Here is a 21,651-nt window from a genome sequence, read left to right on the forward strand (position 1 = left end):
CACTGCTCACTGCTCACTGCTCACTGCTCACTATTCAAAATCTGCTTCAAAACTTTCAAATAGTCTTTTCGATTTTCCACAAAATCCAATTCGGAGATATCGATTATCTTAATGGTATGGTTGTGTTGGGTTTTAATGAACTCTAAATAGCCTTGGTTTATCTTCTGAAGATATTCTGCTTCGATACTTTGTTCGTATTCACGTCCTCGTTTCTTGATGTTTTCCAACAAACGTTCGGTGTTCTGGTACAAATACACGTACACATCGGGCTTTGGAAGCTCCTTGTGCATTAAGTGAAACAGTTTCTTGTACAATTCGTATTCTTCTTCTGCCAACGTGACCTTCGCAAAAATAAGCGACTTGTAAGCATCGTAGTCGGCTACCACCACCTCTTGAAACAGGTCGAATTGTTTGATATCGTCCAATAACTGCTGATAGCGATCGGCCAAGAACGACATTTCCAACGGAAAGGAATAGCGCTCCGGATCTTCATAAAACTTTGGCAAAAACGGATTATCCTTAAAGCGCTCCAAGATCAACTTCGCATTAAAATCGTTGGAAATCTGTGTGGCTAAACTCGTTTTACCAGCTCCGATATTCCCCTCAATGGCTACGTAGCTTAGTTTCCCCAAATCGTAGTCGCGATTTGGATTTCGCAACCACTTCCCCTGCTTTTCAAGTACTGACGTATCTGCTGTTTCGGCTAATAGTTTCACTATTTTCTTATGGAAAACGGGATGCTTCAACTGCGAATCCAATTCGGCCAGTGGCTGCAGTACGAACTTTCTATGTTGCATTTCAGGGTGGGGAACGGTGAGCGTTTTTGTCGAAATAACCTCCTCTTCAATCAACAGAATATCGATATCAATAGGACGAGAGGAATAGCCCTCCGTTGCCATTCGTTCGCGGCCTATGCGCTTTTCAATTTGAAGAATCTTTGCAAGTACCGCTTCTGGCTCCAAAACGGTTTGCATCCATACGGCACAATTCAAAAATGGATCGCCTTCAAAGCCTAATGCTGGCGTTTCGTACACTGCCGAAATCTTTCGAATACCGCCTACTTCCTCAAATAATGAATCAATAGCTTTTTGAAGGTGTTCGAAACGGTTTCCGAGGTTACTTCCCAAGGAAAGATATATGTCGCTACGCGGTATGATGGTATACTTCTTTGTTGTTTATTTACTGAAATGCAAGCTGCTAACCCTTATTTCAGCATAAAAAAGCCTCATATACATGAAGCTTTTCTAATTTAGCACGAAATTAACGAAATCATTCGTACCGACCATTATTTTTGTTAGTCAGAGAAAACTGTGAAACAACTAACGATAACCGACCGGATTTGGGCCGAACGCATCTATTTGATTTTGGGTGCGTTATTTATTGCTTCCCTTGTGGTGAGCAATTTGATTTTCCAGAAATTTTTTTACTGGGATTTTTTCGGCCTCTATACCTTTGAGATTTCGGTGGGCATTTTACCCTACCCCATTACTTTTTTGATTACCGATGTAATAAGTGAAGTATACGGCAAGAAAAAAGCCAATAGGGTCGTCACCGCCGGTATCTTTGCGTCGTTCTTTTCCTTACTTATCGTGTATGTTTCCGGCCAAGTACCGGCAACCGAATGGAGCCCCATCGGCGATGCCCTGTTTATGAAGGTTTTCGGCGCCACGGCGATTGCGGTATTTGCCTCGATGGTCGCATATTTATTGGCACAATATATCGACATTCAAATCTTCCACTTTTGGAAGCGTGTTACCAAAGGAAAATACCTCTGGTTGCGAAACAACTTTTCGACCTTCACCTCGCAATTTGTCGATACCTTCTCGGTACTATTTCTGCTGTGTAGTTTCGGAAAAATTGAATGGGACTTGTTTGGCGCACTATTGCTAAGCGGATTTCTATTCAAAGTGATGGTTGCGGCACTGGATACACCTTTTTTATACGCTGCGGTTTTTGCCCTTCGGAAGCGTTTCGGATTGGCACTGGGTGAAGAATTAACAGACTAAAAATTATAGAAAAATAACGTAAATGCATTGGAGTAGCACTCTGATGACAGTATAAAACACTATGAAAAAGTTTTTAAAAATTAGCGGAATACTCTTAGGAGTCATCATTATCCTGTTGCTTCTTGCCCCTTTCCTATTTAAAAATTCATTGGAAAATCTATTGAAGAAAAACATCAACCAAAACCTAAATGCGACCGTTGAATGGGCAGAACTCGATCTTTCCTTATTCAGCAGTTTCCCCGATGCGGCCGTAGTTGTGAAGGATTTTAGCGTGGTGAACAAAGCGCCCTTCGAAGGTGACACGCTCGCTCGTGGCGAGCGCCTGAAACTTGATATGGGCATCATGCAGCTTTTTAAAAGTGGCAACGAACCGATTATTGTCGATGCGCTTCAACTTGACAACACCTTGGTCAATATTAAAGTCGATTCCCTCGGACAAGCGAATTACGATATTGCCGTAAAGAAAGACGCTCCGGCAACCACCGAGACAGCAACCGACAACCAAGGATTTACGTTCGATCTTCAGCACTACGAAATCAACGATTCGAAAATCAACTACTGGGATGAAGCTACGGATACCTACTTTGTCCTACAGAATGTGAATCATGAGGGGACAGGCGATTTTTCCCTTTCGGAAAGCGAATTGCAAACCACCACAGAGGCGCTTGTCACGTTCCGGATGGGTGATGTTGAATATTTAAGTGAAAACATCGTGTCGCTTGACGCCGATTTTATGATGGACCTGGAAAACCAAAAATATACCTTTTTGGAAAATGAAGCCCGTATCAACGAGTTACCGCTCACCTTTGATGGTTGGGTACAGGTGAAGGAGGACGCTACCGATATGGACTTGACCTTTACAACGCCTTCTTCCGATTTCAAGAATTTCTTGGCAGTTATTCCGAAAACCTACGTAAAAGAATTAGACGATGTGTCCACCACTGGAAACTTCTCGGTTGACGGTATGTTGAAGGGTACCGTTGACGAGACCTATATCCCGAAAATGAACATCGCAATCAAAAGCGATAACGCTTCTTTCAAATATCCCGATTTGCCGAAGTCGGTGCGAAATATCGCCCTGGATGTCACCTTGGTGAACGAAACAGGCCTTATTGAAGATACCTACCTCAATATTGGTGGTATTACCTTCGCTATCGATAATGAACCGTTTCGCGCAAGTGGAAGCATAAAAAATATCGTGGAAAATGCATTGGTAAACCTTGACCTTAGCGGAACTCTTAATCTATCACATATCGAACAAGTACTTCCCTTGGAATTGGAACAGGACATGCAAGGAATCTTTAAAGCGAACCTGACCACCAATTTCGATATGGCGTCTATCGAAAAGGAACAATATCAAAACATTAAAAGCAACGGAACGGCTAGTCTGAGTAACTTTCAATATGATGACGGTACATTTAAAAATCCGGTAGCGATCAATACCGCAAATGTTTCATTTTCGCCGGGAAATATTCAACTAAAGCAGTTTTCAGCAAAAACAGGTCAGACCGATGTTTCAGCCACAGGAACGATTCAGAATCTGATTCCGTGGATTATGGCGAAACAAGATCTGAAGGGAAATTTCGATATACGGTCAAAAACCTTCAACATCAACGATTTTATGGCTGCCGAAACTACGGGTGAAGGGGGGACGAATAAAAATAGCGCTTCGTCTTCATCTTCAACAGAAAAAGAAGCTATAAAAATTCCAGACTTTTTGAATGCGAGCATGAGTTTTCAGGCGGATAAGGTGCTATACGATAATATTACCTTGACGAATGTTAAGGGTGGCGCAAAGGTTTCAGAGGAAACAGCAACCTTAACCAATGTAACTTCTGATATTTTCGGGGGAAGCGTTGCCTTGGGCGGAAACGTTTCAACCAAAAACGCAACGCCCACATTCGCCATGGATTTAGACCTAAAGAAAATCGATATTTCGGAATCGTTTCAGAAGATGGAACTGTTGAAATATCTCGCTCCTATTGCTGAAGCCCTTCAAGGTGACCTGAACACTAGATTGAAGCTAAACGGGGAACTGACCAACGATCTTACCCCAAAATTAACTACCTTAGCGGGTGATGCGGTTGCCCAGATTTTAACCGCAGAGGTTGATGAAAGCAAAATGCCGTTGCTATCGCGATTGGGCGAAAAGGTTTCTTTCCTGAATATCGATCGATTGAGCTTACGGGATGTCAGTACCGTGCTACAATTTAACAATGGAAATATTGAAGTACAGCCCTTTGATTTTAATGTAAAAGGAATAGCCGTTACAGTAGACGGAAGTCATGGTTTGGATGGAGCCATCAATTACAATGCCACATTGGACGTTCCTGGACGCTATTTGGGTAGTGAAGTTTCCAACCTATTGGCCAAGCTGGATCCTGCCAATGCACAGAATGTAACCGTGGCATTACCCATAGGTCTGCAAGGCACATTGAAGAATCCTTCGGTTTCGGTAAATACGCAAGCAGCAGTTACGGAATTGACCCAGCGCCTGATTGAAAAACAGAAACAGGAATTAAAGGATAAGGGAACGAATATCTTGGAAGACCTAATCACTGGCGGCAACAAACCAAAGGATTCTACGGCAAAAGATAAACCTAAGGACCAAACGAGTCAGACCACCGAAATCGTGAAGGACATTTTCGGCGGATTGTTTGGGAATAAGAACAAGAAGGAAAAAGATTCGGTAAATTAAACTCGAGACATACAGGGTTTAGAACAACCTGTGGGTCTAAGAAATTACCGGGTTTCAGCACGTAGACCCACCGGGTTTTTAAAACCCAGCGGGTCTTATTTATTTCACTCCGATACTGACTACATAACCTTCGTTACTTCGGACATTAAAAACGGTATTATCTTCAAAAAGTAGATATTGTCCTTTGATGCCTTTAAGCACGCCTTCATAAAAGGGCGATTTTTCGAGGTTAAGGCTTTTTAACTTCTTTGGATACTGCAAAACCGGAAATTCTAAATTGGTTTCAGAATTGTTCGCGAGGTAATACTCCTGTGCCTCTTCTGGAATAAATTCCTTTAGTTTGTTACGCCAAGCGACCAAGTCTTCATCTTCAATTTCATTTTTAAGCATCGTTCGCCAATTCGTCTTATCGCTGACATGTTCCTTCAGCGCTACTTCGGTAATTCCCGCCAAATAGCGATTGGGAACTTCAACAATCTCGATGGCTTCATGCGCTCCTTGATCGATCCAACGCGTCGGAATCTGACTCTTTCGCGTCACCCCCACCTTCACATTACTACTATTGGCCAAATACACAACATGCGGCTGCAGCTGTACTTTTTTTTCATATTCAAGGTCGCGATCTTCCTTATCTAAGTGAGCGGTGCTCAGTTCAGGGCGAATGACCCAATCGGCGGCCTGGGGAATTTCATAAAAGCAATCGTAGCAAAATCCTTGTCGATATATTTTTTTTTCCAATCCGCAATTCAGACATTGATATTTTAGGAATGAAATGGACACCGTTTTATCGAGCAATTGGTTCATATTCAGAAAATCGGTTTCAAATACCAAATAATACTGAATGGGAGCACCATTTTCGGTTTGCATTTTCGTTAAAACACCTTCGTATTTCATTTCTATAATTTTGCTATTTTTATGGTTTAAAGATAGGATAATTCTATGCCAATCCCCATTGTAAATTCGATTGCCTCATGGTTTCTTAAGAAGCGGTTTCACCAAATAGACCTCTTCTTAAAGTATCCTGTGGAAGTACAGCAAGAATTGCTGATGAGTTTACTTCAGAAGGCGAAAAACACGGAAATTGGCAAACAATACGACTTCGACTCCATTTCAAGCTATGAAACCTTTGCCGAACGTGTACCGGTGACTACCTATGAAGACAACGAAGCGCGCATTGAACGGGCACGTCGAGGAGAATCGAATATCTTTTGGCCGAAACCTATCAAGTGGTTTGCGAAAAGCAGTGGCACCACCAACAGCAAAAGTAAGTTTATTCCCGTAAGTGAAGAATCGCTTGAGAATTGCCATTATGCGGCGAGCAAGGACTTATTGTGCATGTATTTGAGCAACAATCCAGATTCGCAATTGTTCGTAGGGAAAGGATTGCGATTAGGAGGAAGTAAGGAGCTGTATCGCGATAATGGAACCGTTTATGGAGATCTCTCCGCTATTTTGATAGACAATATGCCGTTTTGGGCAGAATTCAGCAGTACGCCGAGCAATGAAATTTCCTTGATGGGTGATTGGGAAACGAAGCTACAGGCAATCGTAAATGAAACGATTTGGGAGAATGTGACGAGCTTGGCAGGTGTGCCTTCTTGGATGTTGGTGTTGCTGAATGCCGTCGTGGAGACCACTGGAAAAGAATCTTTATTTGAAATTTGGCCGAATCTAGAAGTGTACTTTCATGGAGGCGTCAGTTTTGAACCCTATCGCGAACAATACAACAAGTTATTACCGAAGGAAACTTTCAGGTATTATGAAATTTACAATGCCTCGGAAGGCTTCTTCGCCATTCAGGACCAAAACAGTAGCACCGAATTGCTGCTGATGCTGGATTACGGGATCTTCTACGAGTTTATTCCGATGGATCACTATGGTACTTCCGAAGAGAAGATTATTCCGTTGAGTGAAGTGGAAGTAGGAAAAAACTATGCTATAGTTATCACGACCAATGCTGGCTTATGGCGATATAAAATTGGGGATACCGTTCGCTTCACCTCTATTAGTCCGTACCGTATAAAAGTAACCGGTCGGACGAAACACCATATCAATGCTTTTGGTGAAGAGTTAATTATCGAAAATGCGGAAGCAGCCCTTCGTAAAACCACTGAACTTACCCAGACCGAAATTGTGGATTATACGGCGGCTCCAATTTTTATGGAAGGGAAAGAAAAAGGAGCCCACGAGTGGATTATAGAATTTAAAACGCCCCCTAAGGATTTCGACTTCTTTTCAAAATTATTGGATAAATCGTTACAGGAAGTCAATAGCGATTATGAAGCGAAACGCTACAACAATACAACGCTAAGAGCTCCAACGATTCACTGTGCAAGACACCAATTATTTTACGATTGGTTGAAGAATAAAAATAAACTTGGAGGGCAGCATAAAGTACCGCGATTGAGCAATTCTCGTCACTATGTCGAGGAACTACTCTCCTTGAATATTGAAAATGAAAAACATTCCAACCGAGCGTAATCCTTCATTTGATTAAAGTAATACGGACGCTACTACTCTCTTAAAAACGTAAAAATTCGTTTAGAAATCGACGAATTTTGCGCTTCATCGAAGAAGTTTCACTTCACCGAATATCCATTACATTCAACTAATAATTTTGGTAGTACTTTTCTTACCCAATACTTTTGAAGTATAAATTTGGGGCAATGAAAAAATTAATCATCTTAGTACTTGGGGCTGGACTTCTATTTACCACCTCTTGTGCAACTTCACAAAAAACACAATCGGAGAGCGACCTTGCAGGCTATACCTTAAAGAACAAAAAGGAGCTTATGAAGCAAAAAATCGCACCGCAAAAAAAGAAAACGTTTGTCGCCACGCCATAAGCGCAACCGTTTTTAGTTTAGTTAAGTTAGATTAAAAAAACCCTGATAGCAATATCAGGGTTTTTATTTTATAAGAAAGTAGATGTGCAATCCTTTATGAGACCGCCTTCAATTTTTTGATTGTAGACTTACTCAGTTTTTCTTCGGCGTAGGATTTCGTTACATGCAGTTTATTCTCTTCCGTACCTGGCAATTCGAACATGGCATCGGTTAACACTGCTTCACACAACGACCGAAGGCCACGAGCGCCTAACTTATATTCAATGGCTTGTTCTACGATGAAATCTAGCGCTTCCTCAGTAATCACCAATTCGATTTCATCCATCTCAAACAGCTTTTTATACTGCTTTATAATCGCATTCTTCGGCTCGGTAAGGATGGCGCGAAGCGTTCCCTTATCCAATGGATTCATATAAGTAAGGACTGGGAGACGACCGATGATCTCAGGAATTAGTCCATAATCCTTTAGGTCGCGCGGAATGATATACTTCAACATATTATCACGCTCCATGGTATCAGTTTTCTTAGAAGCGCTAAAACCAACCGTTTGCATATTTAATCGCTTGGAGATATGCTTATCGATACCATCGAAAGCACCACCAGCAATAAATAAAATATTCTCGGTATTTACTTCGATAAACTTCTGGTCGGGATGCTTTCTACCTCCCTTAGGCGGTACATTCACCGTTGTACCTTCCAATAATTTCAATAAGGCCTGCTGCACTCCTTCCCCACTTACATCGCGTGTAATGGAAGGGTTATCGCTCTTACGGGCAATCTTATCGATTTCATCGATAAATACGATTCCATTTTGCGCCTTTTCAACATTATAATCGGCTGCCTGGAGCAATCGGGTAAGAATGCTTTCTACGTCTTCTCCTACATAACCGGCTTCGGTAAGTACGGTAGCATCTACCAACGCAATTGGCACATTCAGCATACGCGCGATGGTTTTGGCTACCAACGTTTTACCAGTACCCGTTTGCCCAACCATGATGATGTTACTCTTTTGAATTTCAATTTCATCATCACTTTTTGGCTGTAGCAATCGCTTGTAGTGGTTATAGACCGCTACCGACATCACTTTTTTGGTATGTTCCTGTCCGATTACATAATCGTCCAAAAACTCCTTGATGCTTTTTGGCTTTTTTAGGATAAGTTCTTTGGAGAGTTCGCTGTTCGTACTATGCAATGCCTCTTCTACCACAATTCCGTGCGCCTGTTCAATACAGCGATCACAGATATGGGCATCCAGGCCTGCAATAAGCAAGTTGGTTTCGGCTTTTTTACGGCCGCAAAAGGAACATTCCAAATCTTCTTTAGGCATAGTTTCTTTTTTCAATCATTCATTATTCTCGTGAAAGCACCTCGTCGATCATTCCGTATTCCAAGGCTTTCTCCGCTTTCATCCAATAATCGCGGTCGCTGTCTTCGTATACTTTTTCGTACGTCTGACCGCTATGTTTGGCAATAATTTTATACAATTCCTCCTTTAGGGTAATGATTTCGCGAGCGGTAATTTCGATATCGCTAGCTTGTCCTTGAGCACCTCCCAAGGGTTGATGAATCATAACACGGCTATGTGTTAATCCGCTTCGCTTCCCTTTTTCACCTGCACATAGTAAAACAGCTGCCATTGAGGCCGCCATTCCGGTACAGATGGTTGCCACGTCCGGCTTGATAAACTGCATGGTATCATAAATACCCAAACCGGCATATACGCTTCCGCCAGGGGAATTGATATATATTTGAATATCTTTTGAAGAATCGGTACTTGCCAAAAACAATAGCTGAGCCTGTACAATATTGGCCACCTGATCGCTAATGCCAGTACCTAGAAAAATGATACGGTCCATCATTAAACGTGAAAACACGTCCATGGCCACAGCATTCATTTGGCGTTCTTCAATAATATTTGGAGTAAGGCCTACCGGATACATACTACTGATAATCTTATCGTAGTACATTCCGTTGATGCCTTGGTCCTTAGTTGCAAAGTCTTTAAACTCTTTAGTGTAATCCATATAGGTAAAACAGTTTTCTATGGGTTCAAAAATCGAACTCTAAAGATACCTATTTTTAGTATGCTATTGGTAAGCTTCCTTGATGAAAGCTTCGTAGGTAATCTCCTTTTCCTTCAAATTTGCGTTTTCCTTGAAATGATCGAGCATTTTCTGCGTATTCAACTGCTCGCTCATACGCTTCACTTCTTCTTCATTGGAAAGAATTCGTGCAGAAATACCATCCAATTCCTCATCAGATGGATTTGCATTCCCAAACTGAGCCATTTGCGCCTTGATCATATTCTTGGCGTGGCCTTTCAGCTCATCGAACGTTACTTGAAGATTTTCGTTTTCGGAACGAAGTTTTCCTTCTATCAATTGATAACGAAGTCCTTTTTCGCTTCGTTCGTATTCTTTTTTAGCTTCTTCTTCTGTCATAGGTTCGTCTGAAGAAGATTGAATCCAACGGACTAAAAATTCATCTGGTAAATCAAATTTTGTCGAATCGATTAGGGTATCGACGACATCATTCAATAGCTTTTGGTCGCTTTGCTGCATAAATTGTCCTTCGGCGTCTTCCTTGATCTTCTCGCGAAGTTCTTTTTCTGAAGTCACATTTCCTTCGCCAAACAACTTATCGAACAACTCTTGGTTCATTTCGGCCAATTCGCGTTGATTTACTTCTTCTATAGTGAAGTCTACCTCGATATCCAACCCGTGTGCATCATCATGTGAAACACCCAAATATCGTTGGTTGTCATGGTCATCCTTAAACATACCCTTTGTCTTCAAGGTAACTGTATCACCAGGCTTTGCTCCTAACAACGCGTCTTTTTGCTTTTTGCCTTTAAGGTCTTCAAGTGAAATGGTCGTTTTTTTGTCAACTCCCTTTTCTTCATTCTTGAAAGTACCAGTTACCTCATCACCTTTTTCAACCTCTTTCTTGTTAATCAGTTTTCCGTATTGCTTGCGAATCGACTTCACTTGGTTGTCGATCATCTTATCGTCTGCTACGATTTTGTAGCGGGTTATCGGCTTTTTGGTTTTCACCTCCACCTCAAATTCAGGGGCTAACCCTAAATCGAATTCAAATGAAAAATTCTCAGTACTCCAATCGACTTCTTTATCATTTTTGGGAAGTGGGTTCCCGAGAACATCCAATTTTTCCTCTGTAAGGAAATTGTGAAGTTTTTCTTGAAGCAATTTGTTCACTTCCTCCACCAATACTGCGGTGCCATATTGTTTCTTCACCAAGCCCATAGGCACATGCCCTTTTCTAAAGCCTGGAATATTAGCGTTTTTTCGATAGTTTTTTAGGATACCGTCTACTTTATCGGCATAGTCCTCTTTTGAAATTTCTACTGTTACCACAGCGTTCAAGTCGTCAATTTTTTTCTTTGTAATATTCATCTGTTCCTGAAAGTTTTCGCTTCTACCCCCGTTTCGCCGAAGGCGGGTGCAAAATTACGATAATTTAGGCAACTCGACAAATAGTATCGACTTGTATAACAGCGGCTTATTTTTTATCGTCTAACAGCGAGTATAGAATCGATTGCAGGATAGACAAGAGCAAACTGAATAACAGTGCCCACCAAATATTTGACACATCGAAACTGCCGATGAAATAATCTGCCATCATGATGATGAAAGCATTTATAAAGAGCAGGAATATCCCTAGGGTTAGTATGGTTACGGGTAACGTTAAAATTACAAGAATTGGCTTAACTATAAAACGAAGTAAAGCAATGACGATTGCCACAATAATGGCAGACACATACCCTTCAACAGCTACACCCGGTAAAATTTTGGCTAAAATAACCACAGCAAGTGCCGTGAGAAGAATTTTCAGAATCGATTTCATAACAAATAGGTTTTGATTGTTCATTACAAGGTATAAAAAAACCGCTTGGATTTTTCCAAGCGGCTTCTTAATTCTTAAAATAGTGATCCTATTTACTGCGCTACGTCGTTGCTAGCTGTAAATGTCGGATAGTTTCCAATATCAACGCCAGGGATTGTTGAACCATATCTTTCGTTGATAGCTTCAATAATGGCATTGGCTGTAAAGGCATATCCTCTCGGTGTTGGGTGAACCCCATCTAAAGAGAATGCTCCACCTGAAACAAAAGTAGAGGTTAGTAAACCACCATTATAAGGCACACCAGTATCGGCAACTTGAGCTAAAGCGGTTCTAGCATCTACAAACGCCAATCCGTTTGCATTTGCAAGACCTTCGATAGTTGCGTTATATGCAGCAGATGCAGTAGCAACACGTTCTTGCTCTACCGCAGATAATACAAATTGCTCACCAAGCGGAACTCCAACACCAACGATTGAAGTTGGGTCGTTAGGATCTGCTTGCGAACCTAAAACACTGGAGGCGGTAAGAACAATCAAATCTGAATCGTTTGCTTGACGCAACTGCCCAAGCAATGCTGCTTGTTCGGGCGGCAAGAACCCTTCCAGGATCGCTGTAACATCTGTAAGATCATCGTCGGTTACGATTGGATAATTCTGACCTTCCTGAAAGTTGATCATTCTCGCATTGGCTTCCTCTTGGGTAATAATTCCATTAGCCACCAATAATGGCAACGCTTGCGTATTATACAATCCGAATTGTTGGTTCAACGCTGCTGCAGTTGCAGCATCCAATGGAATGGCACGCAACGGAACAGTAGTAAAGAAAGGAATGGAGGTTACATCCGGAATATTGATAAGCACACCATCTGCACCGTTCGCCGTTAACGCATTCACCTGATCGTTATACACAGAAGCGAAAACCTGTGGATCTGTGATATCGTTTGAAGCATAGGTGGACGGATCTAAGTTTCCAGTTTGATCGACACCACTTCCTCCAGTGGTTGCATAGCCCAATACATCATTGTTTCCAATCCAAAGACTGAAAAAAGTATAATTCTGGGAAGTTGCATCACCGATAACGGTGGCCGATTCGCTCGTTGCAATTCTAGCAAAATATGGATTTGACAGTCCTTGTGGCACTCCTGCCACGCTACCATATCCTGGAGCCACTAAATGAAAGCTCTTTGCTCCCGGAATACCCATATTGTTGAACGGCCCTGTAGGGCTCGTTGTAATTTCTGTGGTTGGTTGCCCAGCCAATACTTGTGGCCCTAGAGCACCATCAGCACCTGGCCCTAGAACCAAACGGTTTGGTGCTACTTGGGTACCATTTAATAATAATCCTCCCAAATTATCGGCCATCAGCGGTTGGGTGAATTCACCACCTCCAACTAGCTCAAATTGACCAGCCATAATATTAGGGTAGGAGTTTTGCTGTCCGGTAATGTATAAGGCATTATCTGCATATCCTGCTGTTAGGGAATTCCCTACCGATACATATTGTGAAAAGTCGGCTTCACCACTATCGTAAAACCCCTCTTCGTTCACTGGGTTCTCGAATTCAGCCTCACAGCTTACAAAGCCGATGGCTAAAACACCCATTGTTATTTTTATAATATTTTTCATTATTTGAATTTTTTCTTTTACAATTTATAGGTAATTCCCAATCCAGGTACAAAAGCGTTCGATTTGTACGTACCTGCAAATGGCGCTTGTCCACCTGTAATCAGGTCATTGTACGGATCGTATGAAGCGTCCACCTCCTTAAAGTGAAGGTATAAAAACGAGGCATCTACTTGGAAGTGATCCCCGATATTTACGGTAAGACCTGCTGTATAACCATTACTGTCATTACGAGGCGTTTCCGGAGCGAAGAACCCTGCTTGTACTGGAGATTCATCAAAGTAGTATCCTGCGCGTAAGGTGAACATTTGCGTAGCTTGATACTCTAGACCGAAGCGATAGGTAGAAGCGTTCTTATAATTTCGAGGGTTTACTGAATCTGGAATCCCCGTCTCATCGTCGAAGTCGATTACCAAAGCTTCATATACATCCCAAAAAGCTCGGTTGTAATCGAAAGCGAACATCCACTTCTCGCAGAACTTATAGCTAAGACCAACACTAAGTTCCGCAGGTAGCGGTAGTGAAGCATCTATTCCAACAGTACCATTTGTGAATGGTAATATTGGAGAATTCGGAATATTCTCGAATGTAGCATCGCCATCTTCGGCTTCCAAAATGATTTCGGAGCGATAGGTAGCACCAATTCTAAAGTTTTCAGTTGGCGAGAATAAGGTACTTACAGTCCATCCCCAATTGGTCACGCCAGAAGCATCGATGGTTACTTCACTTCTATTTCCATCTAAATCGGTAAGTGAACGGGAAAGGTTTCTGTTGAAATTTACAGATCCCGTTACATAAATCGGTCCACCACCAAAGCTCAGCTTATCATTCACTTTTATAGAAACAGTAGGCTGAATGTAGATCGCCTGAAGATCGATATTATTTACCAAATGCGATCCTGCCCAATCGTCTTCATATTCTACTGTACTACCATACGGTGTATACACACCAAGGCCAACAGACAACCAGTCTGTCGCTTTATAGGAAAGATATGCGTATAACGGCGTCCCCATCGGGCTATCCGTTTCGGCAAAGGCTCCAGTATTTTCATTTTGATACGAAACGTTCGAGAATACCCCGCTTGCGCCAACAGAAGCCGTAAAGCGACTTTCGAGGTATACCATACTTGCGGGATTAAAGAATACAGACTCGCTGCTTACAACAGCGACTCCGGTATGCCCCATGGCTAGCGATTTCTGCCCTTGCAGACTCACGCGGTAGCCCCCGGCATACATTATTGCCGTAGCCATAGCAAACACGGCAACCAGTAATACTTTTTTCATAATAGGATTGTTAAGGTTACTTTAGGATTTGTTATAAATGTATGCTTTTTATTACGATACCCGTATTTATTATGCATACATAATATTTTTCTTTTACAATGTTATAAAAATTTCATAACATTTTGGTGAAATTCGCTTGGATTTTCAGCGTGCAGCCAATGGCCCGCTTTTGAAATCGTTACGATTTCAGCCTTTGGAAAATGTTTCTTGATCACAATTTCATCCATAGGGACAATATAACCACTTTTAGCGCCTTTCAGAAAAAGAGTGTCGCCCTCGAAGGTAGCATCATTCGGCAAGGCTATCCCCACTTCCTCAATATTCTTTGTAAGGACGGGCAAGTTCATTCGCAGCGCGAGTTTTCCTTTTTCCTTCCAATAAAGGTTCTTCAACAGAAAAAGGCGTACCCCTTGTTCTGCTATATATTCCGACAACTTTTCATCGGCCTCTTCCCGGGATTCGATCTCATCAAAATCCAAGCTTGCTAATCCTTTCAGAATATCTTGATGATGTTGTGGATATGATTTCGGCGCAATATCGGCTACTAATAATTTGGCTACGTTTTTCGGATGCATTGTGGCGTATTGCATAGCCGTTTTACCTCCCATGCTATGGCCAAGTAGCACTATATCTTTCAGTTCTTTCCGTTCACAGTACTCATGTAAGTCTTCAGCCATCAAGCTATAACTAAAAGCATCGTCATGAAAGCTACGTCCATGATTCCGTTGATCTACCAAGTGCACCTCATACCCTTCCTTGGCGAATTTCTTTCCAAGCGTTTTCCAATTATCGCCCATCCCCAAAAAGCCATGGAGAATGATAAAAGGAGTTCCGTTACCAAATATTTGAGAGTGCAGCATATTACTTCAGTTTTTCTAAATATTGGTGAATAACGTTCTCTAGACCTTGATAGATGGCTTCAGAAATAAGTGCATGTCCGATAGATACTTCGGCAAGGTGCGGTACATTCTTCTTAAAAAATTCGATGTTTTGTAATGAAAGGTCATGCCCAGCATTCACACCGAGATCTAATTGATGGGCAAGTTTAGCGCACTCCGCATAAGGAACTACTGCCTTTTCGTTGCCTTCCGCATATTGTTTTGCGAACGCCTCTGTATACAGTTCAATTCTATCGGTTCCAGTTTCCGCAGCACCTTCAACCATATCCAATTTTGGATCCACAAAAATTGAGGTTCGAATACCATTTCGCTTAAACTCTTCAATGACATCAACTAAATACTTCTTGTGTTTAACCGTATCCCACCCAGAATCAGACGTAATGGCGTTCTCCGCATCTGGAACCAAGGTAACCTGCGTGGGCTTTACGGCCAGCACCAGCTCCATAAATTTATCGATCGGTTTTCCTTCTACATTGAATTCTGTCGTAATGATCGGATAAATGTCCCTCACGTCGGAATAGCGAATATGCCGCTCATCCGGTCGCGGATGCACCGTAACGCCGTGGGCCCCGAAAGCCTGCACATCCTTAGCCGCTTGCAGCACATTGGGAGAATCGCCCCCACGCGCATTTCGCAGGGTAGCTATCTTGTTTATATTAACGCTTAGTTTTGTCATTTTTTTAGTTTAGAATTAACAAAAATACAAAGGCACAGCTAGCTTTTCCATGTATATTTTAAGTAATTTGCATAAAAAGGTCAGCTTGGAAACACAGAATTATATCATAAACGACATCACTCCTTTTTCGATTGAAGCGGAACTTTCTGAAGTTCAAAATGCATTCAACCAATTAACCTATTCTCACATTCCAGTTGTAGAGAATAATACCTATATCGGCTGTATTTCCGAAACAGACGCCCATTGTTTCGATTCTGATAGACCCATTTCTGAATATCGCTATGCACTAGAAGGCTTCTTTGTACGTGAAAAAACAAATTGGCTTGATATTTTGGAGGCTTTTGCCCTTCACAACAGCAATATCATGCCCGTTTTAGGTGATGAAAACAACTATTTGGGGTATTACGAATTGGGCGATATTATGAGCCTTTTCAACAATACGCCTTTTTTAAATGAAGCAGGGGCGATCATAGTGGTTGAAAAAGGAAACAAGGACTATTCCTTTAGTGAAATAAGTCAGATTGTAGAAAGCAACGACACTCAAATTCTTGGCTTGTTTATTTCCAAAATCGAAGATGAACGAACACAGGTTACCATAAAGATTGGTCATAGTGGTATGAACGCCATCGTACAAACGTTTCGACGCTATAATTATTCGGTGGTTTCCCAACACGACGAGGATAAATTCCTGAAAGATTTGAAAGAACGCTCAGATTACCTGAACCGCTATCTAAACATTTAGCACTATGAAGATTGGTATCTACGGACAATTTTACCATGAGAATTCTGAAGTATACGTTCAGCAAATCTTGAGTGCTCTGCAGGGAAAGGAAATGGAGGTCCATATCGAAAAGAACTTTCTGGACATCATCAACAAGAATGATGAAATAACCAAGAACTTCTCCAATTTCGACACCTTTACTGAATTAGACGGCAGCTATGACCTTTTCTTCAGTATTGGCGGCGATGGCACAATATTGAAATCGGTTACTTTTGTGAAGGATTTGGAAATCCCTATCGTGGGTATCAATACGGGTCGACTTGGGTTTTTGGCAACGCTTCAAAAAGAAGAAATTAGAGAAAGTATTCCAAAACTTTTGAATGGGGAATATTCTATTTCTGAAAGAAGTTTACTCACTATCGAAACCGATCCAGAAAGCGACGAAATCGATCCTACTCTAAATTTTGCATTGAATGAAATAGCGGTGAACAGAAAAGACACCACTTCGATGATCAAGGTAGAGACCGATGTTAATGACAACCACCTCACTTCCTATTGGTCGGATGGGCTTATCGTCGCCACCCCTACTGGATCTACAGGCTACTCATTAAGCTGTGGTGGACCGGTAATTGATCCTAGCGCCAAGAATATTGTGGTAACGCCAATTGCACCCCACAATCTGAATGCGCGTCCCTTAGTGCTACCAGACGACTGTCAATTACGGTTGAAGGTTTCAGGCCGCGAACAATCGTTTTTGCTTTCCTTAGATTCCAGAATTGCAACGATAAAAAACAACACTACTATTTATATTCGACGGGCCGATTTCAACATCAAACTGGTTCAGCTAGCGGATGATAGCTTCATCAAAACACTTCGCAAAAAATTGCTTTGGGGAGAAGACAAGCGGAACTAAACAATAATCTTTCCCTTTTCCTGTTAATCAACACAGAGTAATGGCGTTAAAATTCCGTTACCCCAAGTTAATTGTTATATTTGCAAACTTTTAAGGTATATGAAGTATCTTGCAACGATTGTATTAGTTGTAATCGGCACATTTTCAGCATTTTCACAAACCTATGAGGTAGGTGCAATGCTAGGTGGATCGAATTTTATAGGTGATGTGGGACGAACCAACTATATTGCTCCGAACGATTTAGCGTTTGGAGGGATCTTTAAATGGAATCGGAGTGCCCGCCACTCCTTTCGTGGATCTGTGTTGATTGCGAATATATCTGGCGACGATTCAGAGTCGAACGATGAGCGCCGGCAGCAACGTGGCTATACCTTTGAAAATACTGTTACCGAAATTTCATTAGGTCTAGAATACACCTTCTGGGAATTTAACATGTATAATGGCAAACCCGCAAGCACACCGTATTTATATACGGGACTTACCTATAGCTGGTTCGATGCCTTATATTACCCTGGGGAAGGAACCGAAATACAAAGCTATGACGGCGACAGTGCAGTAGCCATCCCAATGGTCGTCGGATATAAAGCGACGCTTGGAAGACGTTTCGTGGTGGGTTTTGAAATTGGGGCTCGCTACACTTTTTCCGATGCGTTGGATGGCAGTTACCCTTCTAAAGGACAACCTAGTACCGAAGCGTTTCGATTCGGTAACACCAACAGCGATGACTGGTATGTTTTTACGGGTATTACCTTTACCGTAACATTCGGACGAAAACCGTGTTATTGTAATTTTTAAGATATGAGTTTTAAAGACCAAATTGATCCTAAAAAGCTACCCCAGCACCTTGCGGTGATTATGGATGGTAATGGTCGTTGGGCAAAGCAACAGGGGAAATTCAGGACATTTGGTCATGAGAAAGGGACAAAAGCTGTTCGTGAAATCACCGAAGCATGTGCCGAAATAAATATTCCATACCTCACTTTATACGCATTTTCCACGGAAAATTGGAACAGACCTAGATTGGAAGTGGAACTATTGATGAAATTACTCGTCTCTTCCTTGAAGAAGGAGATAAAAACCCTTCAGGATAACAATATAAAATTGAATGCTATCGGAAATCTTGAGGCTTTGCCAAAAAAGGCACAGAGAGAGCTAGAAGAGGTTATCGACAAAACAAAAGAGAACAATAGGATGATGCTCACCTTGGCTTTGAGTTATGGATCTAGGGAGGAAATCACAAAAACCATCCAAGAGATTAGCCATAAAGTGAAAAATAACCTAATTTCGCCCGGCGATATAGATGAGGAGATTATTCAAAAACATCTATATACCCAAAATTTACCGGATGTGGATTTATTGATTCGTACTAGTGGCGAACAGCGTATTAGTAATTTCCTATTGTGGCAAATCGCATATGCCGAATTGTATTTCACCGATATTCTTTGGCCAGATTATACCAAGAACCATCTTTTTGAAGCAATCGTAAATTATCAAAACAGAGAAAGAAGATTTGGAAAGACCAGTGAACAACTATCGTAGACAGAAAAAAAATTTGCGTAGCTATATAGTTCTATTCAGTATTACAATATGTGCAATACTATCCTCCTTTAATCTACAAGCCCAGCAACGGGAATTAGATAGTGGTAAGCGCTATACCATTAATAGTATAACGGTAACCGGGGCTCAAAGCTTTAACGAAAATACCGTTATTGCCTTTACAGGATTGAAAGAGGGCGATCGCATTTTTATTCCAGGGGAAAAACTTAGTGCTGTTACAAAGAAATTGTGGGAACAAAATCTGTTTAGTGATATCGCTTTTTACGTTACGAATATCGATGGCGATAATGTCGATCTAGAACTTTATATACAGGAACTACCGAAACTAAATGAAGTTACCATTGAAGGGATAAAAAAACGTAAGAAAAAAGAAGTTTTGGAAGATAACAATTTGAGGGCCGGTGTGAAAATCACAAAAAACCTTCTTACCACCACCAAAAACTATTTACGTAATAAGTATCGCGACCAAGGATACCTTAACACTAAAGTTGCTATCAGCACCACTCCTAGTGTGGACTCTACTGGCACAGAAATAGGAAAGAATATGGTAATCCGTGTGAACAAAGGTGAACGGGTTAAGATTTCTGATATTGAGTTTATTGGAAACGAAAAGCTTTCAGATGGAAAGTTGAAACGTACGATGAAGAATACCAAAGAAAAATTCATCTTTCGAATCTTTAAGCGATCAAAATATACCGAATCTGGTTTTGAGGAAGATAAAGCCTCTATTATCACTAAATATAAAGAAAATGGCTATCGTGATGCCCGAATTACCAACGATACATTAATCCAGGTTGATGAAAAGAAAGTAGCCTTAACACTGAATGTGGAAGAAGGCGACAAGTATTATTTTGGGGATATCCGCTTTATTGGAAATAGCGTGTATACCGACCAACAATTAAGACAGGTGTTGGGTATTCGAAAGGGAGAAACATATAACGGAACTTTATTAGAAGAACGCATAGCCGATGCCAGTGATCCTGAAGCAAATGACCTTACTAATTTATACCAAAACAACGGATACCTGTTCTCTAATATAAACCCCGTTGAAGTTGCCGTTCGTAATGATACTATCGATTTTGAAATTCGTATTCGCGAAGGTAAATTAGCATACTTCGACCATGTTACTGTAGTAGGAAACGATAAAACGAACGATCACGTAATCTACCGTGAACTAAGAACTCGACCAGGACAGAAATACAGCAAAAGAAATGTTGTACGTACCATCCGTGAATTAGGTCAGTTAGGCTTTTTCGATGCAGAACAATTGACACCTAATTTCAAGTCTGTAGATCCGAACCGAGGTACTGTCGATTTAGAATACGAAGTAGTAGAAAAAGGATCTAGCCAAATTGAGTTACAAGGTGGTTACGGAGGTGGTGGTTTTGTAGGAACCCTAGGACTTTCCTTTAATAACTTTTCCCTACGCAATATCTTCAATAAAGATGCTTATAAACCTTTACCGATGGGCGATGGGCAGACATTAGCACTTAGGGCCCAGGCAAGTAGTTTCTACCAAACCTATAGCTTATCATTAACAGAACCATGGCTAGGAGGAAAGAAGCCAGTTCAGCTAAGCACCTCTTTCTCACATACGGTTCAATATTTATACAACTTCAGAACGAGAGATGTTGACCGCGATCGCCGCTTCTTGATTACTGGAGGCTCTGTAGGATTGGCTAAAAGACTTCAATGGCCGGATGACTATTTTCAATTGTCTCAGGCAATTAGTTTTCAACATTATAATTTAAAGAATTATAATACGCAATTGTTCACCTTCGGGGATGGATATTCCAACAACCTCGCCTATACAATTGGCCTTTCTCGTAACAACACTGCTACAAATCCAATTTATCCAATTACAGGGTCGGAATTTTCCGTTTCGGCAAAACTCACTCTACCCTACTCTGCTTTTAACGGTGTAGACTATAAAGCATTGGCAGATGAGAGGGAAGAATTATTAGACGTGCCTCAAACAGATCCAACCTACAGGGAAGCGAGAAGCCGTATTGCAGATATAGATCAAGAACGATTTAAATGGCTTGAGTACTACAAAATTAAATTTAAGGGAACGTGGTATACCAATATTATCGACAAATTAGTGCTTCGAAGTCAAACAGAATTTGGGTTCTTAGGAGCCTATAACAATGAACGCGGCATCCCTCCTTTCGAACGTTTCTTTGTGGGGGGAGATGGATTAGGAGCCTTTAGTTTGGATGGACGTGAGGTAATTCAGTTACGTGGCTACCCAAATCAATCGCTATCTGATAACGATGGAAATACCATTTTCAATAAATTTTCATTTGAATTACGATACCCCGTTACATTGAAACAGTTGGCCTCTATTTATGTACTGTCGTTTGCTGAAGCCGGAGCAGCCTTTAATGGTTTCCGAGAATTCAATCCTTTTGAATTAAAGCGTTCTGCTGGCGTAGGATTACGTATATTTATGCCAGCCTTCGGTTTGTTGGGTATCGATTTCGGTTATGGATTCGACCCAATATTGGGCGATATACAACCTAGTGGGTGGCAAACACACTTTATCATTGGGCAACAATTTTAAACT

19 protein-coding genes are annotated in these 21,651 nt (G+C 41.3%); 9 read left to right on the forward strand and 10 right to left on the reverse strand.

What is annotated here, in order from left to right:
* Positions 1–20: 20 nt before the first annotated feature.
* Positions 21–1,127, reverse strand: coding sequence for a 2-amino-4-hydroxy-6-hydroxymethyldihydropteridine diphosphokinase (gene folK / locus I4Q58_RS12400; protein WP_236002911.1), 1,107 nt, complete (start codon positions 1,125–1,127; stop codon positions 21–23).
* A gap of 183 nt (positions 1,128–1,310) precedes the next feature.
* Between folK and I4Q58_RS12405 the strand changes: the two genes are divergently transcribed.
* Positions 1,311–2,006, forward strand: coding sequence for a queuosine precursor transporter (locus I4Q58_RS12405; RefSeq protein WP_203296203.1), 696 nt, complete (start codon positions 1,311–1,313; stop codon positions 2,004–2,006).
* Between the two features lie 61 nt (positions 2,007–2,067).
* Complete coding sequence (locus I4Q58_RS12410; protein ID WP_203296204.1) at positions 2,068–4,704, forward strand: AsmA-like C-terminal region-containing protein; 2,637 nt, start codon at positions 2,068–2,070, stop codon at positions 4,702–4,704.
* 99 nt (positions 4,705–4,803) lie between these two features.
* On the opposite strand, the gene I4Q58_RS12415 is transcribed toward I4Q58_RS12410, so the two are convergent.
* Positions 4,804–5,598, reverse strand: coding sequence for a DUF2797 domain-containing protein (locus I4Q58_RS12415; protein ID WP_203296205.1), 795 nt, complete (start codon positions 5,596–5,598; stop codon positions 4,804–4,806).
* A gap of 45 nt (positions 5,599–5,643) precedes the next feature.
* Here I4Q58_RS12415 and I4Q58_RS12420 point away from each other — a divergent pair, with 45 nt between their 5' ends.
* Positions 5,644–7,185, forward strand: coding sequence for a GH3 auxin-responsive promoter family protein (locus tag I4Q58_RS12420; RefSeq protein WP_203296206.1), 1,542 nt, complete (start codon positions 5,644–5,646; stop codon positions 7,183–7,185).
* A gap of 185 nt (positions 7,186–7,370) precedes the next feature.
* Complete coding sequence (locus I4Q58_RS12425; RefSeq protein WP_203296207.1) at positions 7,371–7,550, forward strand: hypothetical protein; 180 nt, start codon at positions 7,371–7,373, stop codon at positions 7,548–7,550.
* Between the two features lie 94 nt (positions 7,551–7,644).
* On the opposite strand, the gene clpX is transcribed toward I4Q58_RS12425, so the two are convergent.
* The 8 genes from clpX to I4Q58_RS12465 all read right to left on the reverse strand — a co-directional run bounded on the left by clpX (position 7,645) and on the right by I4Q58_RS12465 (position 15,894).
* Positions 7,645–8,877: an ATP-dependent Clp protease ATP-binding subunit ClpX gene (gene clpX / locus I4Q58_RS12430; RefSeq protein ID WP_203296208.1), complete on the reverse strand. Its 1,233-nt coding sequence runs from the start codon at positions 8,875–8,877 to the stop codon at positions 7,645–7,647.
* Positions 8,878–8,899: 22 nt separating this feature from the next.
* Positions 8,900–9,574 (reverse strand): ATP-dependent Clp endopeptidase proteolytic subunit ClpP, encoded by a 675-nt coding sequence (gene clpP, locus I4Q58_RS12435; RefSeq protein ID WP_203296209.1) that lies wholly within the window; start codon positions 9,572–9,574, stop codon positions 8,900–8,902.
* A 63-nt stretch (positions 9,575–9,637) separates the two neighbouring features.
* Positions 9,638–10,963, reverse strand: coding sequence for a trigger factor (gene tig, locus I4Q58_RS12440; protein ID WP_203296210.1), 1,326 nt, complete (start codon positions 10,961–10,963; stop codon positions 9,638–9,640).
* A 106-nt stretch (positions 10,964–11,069) separates the two neighbouring features.
* On the reverse strand, positions 11,070–11,414 hold the full coding sequence (locus tag I4Q58_RS12445; protein WP_203296211.1) for a phage holin family protein: 345 nt from the start codon (positions 11,412–11,414) through the stop codon (positions 11,070–11,072).
* 92 nt (positions 11,415–11,506) lie between these two features.
* Positions 11,507–13,039, reverse strand: a complete 1,533-nt coding sequence (locus I4Q58_RS12450; RefSeq protein WP_203296212.1) for an SGNH/GDSL hydrolase family protein — start codon at positions 13,037–13,039, stop codon at positions 11,507–11,509.
* 17 nt (positions 13,040–13,056) lie between these two features.
* On the reverse strand, positions 13,057–14,319 hold the full coding sequence (locus tag I4Q58_RS12455; protein WP_203296213.1) for an OmpP1/FadL family transporter: 1,263 nt from the start codon (positions 14,317–14,319) through the stop codon (positions 13,057–13,059).
* 101 nt (positions 14,320–14,420) lie between these two features.
* On the reverse strand, positions 14,421–15,179 hold the full coding sequence (locus I4Q58_RS12460; RefSeq protein WP_203296214.1) for an alpha/beta fold hydrolase: 759 nt from the start codon (positions 15,177–15,179) through the stop codon (positions 14,421–14,423).
* Between the two features lies 1 nt (position 15,180).
* The gene (locus I4Q58_RS12465; protein WP_203296215.1) at positions 15,181–15,894 is read right to left on the reverse strand and encodes a pyridoxine 5'-phosphate synthase; all 714 of its coding nucleotides are present in this window, start codon (positions 15,892–15,894) and stop codon (positions 15,181–15,183) included.
* An 85-nt stretch (positions 15,895–15,979) separates the two neighbouring features.
* Between I4Q58_RS12465 and I4Q58_RS12470 the strand changes: the two genes are divergently transcribed.
* From I4Q58_RS12470 to I4Q58_RS12490, 5 genes are all read left to right on the forward strand, one after another.
* Entirely contained in the window at positions 15,980–16,636 is a 657-nt protein-coding gene (locus I4Q58_RS12470) for a CBS domain-containing protein (RefSeq protein WP_203296216.1), read from the forward strand.
* A gap of 4 nt (positions 16,637–16,640) precedes the next feature.
* Positions 16,641–17,528, forward strand: coding sequence for an NAD kinase (locus tag I4Q58_RS12475; RefSeq protein WP_203296217.1), 888 nt, complete (start codon positions 16,641–16,643; stop codon positions 17,526–17,528).
* A 99-nt stretch (positions 17,529–17,627) separates the two neighbouring features.
* Positions 17,628–18,323 carry a type IX secretion system protein PorG gene (porG, locus tag I4Q58_RS12480; protein WP_203296218.1) on the forward strand — a complete coding sequence of 232 codons (696 nt, stop codon included), beginning with the start codon at positions 17,628–17,630 and terminating at the stop codon, positions 18,321–18,323.
* 3 nt (positions 18,324–18,326) lie between these two features.
* Entirely contained in the window at positions 18,327–19,067 is a 741-nt protein-coding gene (locus tag I4Q58_RS12485) for an isoprenyl transferase (protein ID WP_203296219.1), read from the forward strand.
* A gap of 13 nt (positions 19,068–19,080) precedes the next feature.
* Positions 19,081–21,648 (forward strand): BamA/OMP85 family outer membrane protein, encoded by a 2,568-nt coding sequence (locus I4Q58_RS12490; protein ID WP_203296220.1) that lies wholly within the window; start codon positions 19,081–19,083, stop codon positions 21,646–21,648.
* Positions 21,649–21,651: the final 3 nt, after the last annotated feature.

This window comes from Luteirhabdus pelagi (genome assembly GCF_016827595.1).
GTDB lineage: Bacteria > Bacteroidota > Bacteroidia > Flavobacteriales > Flavobacteriaceae > Luteirhabdus > Luteirhabdus pelagi.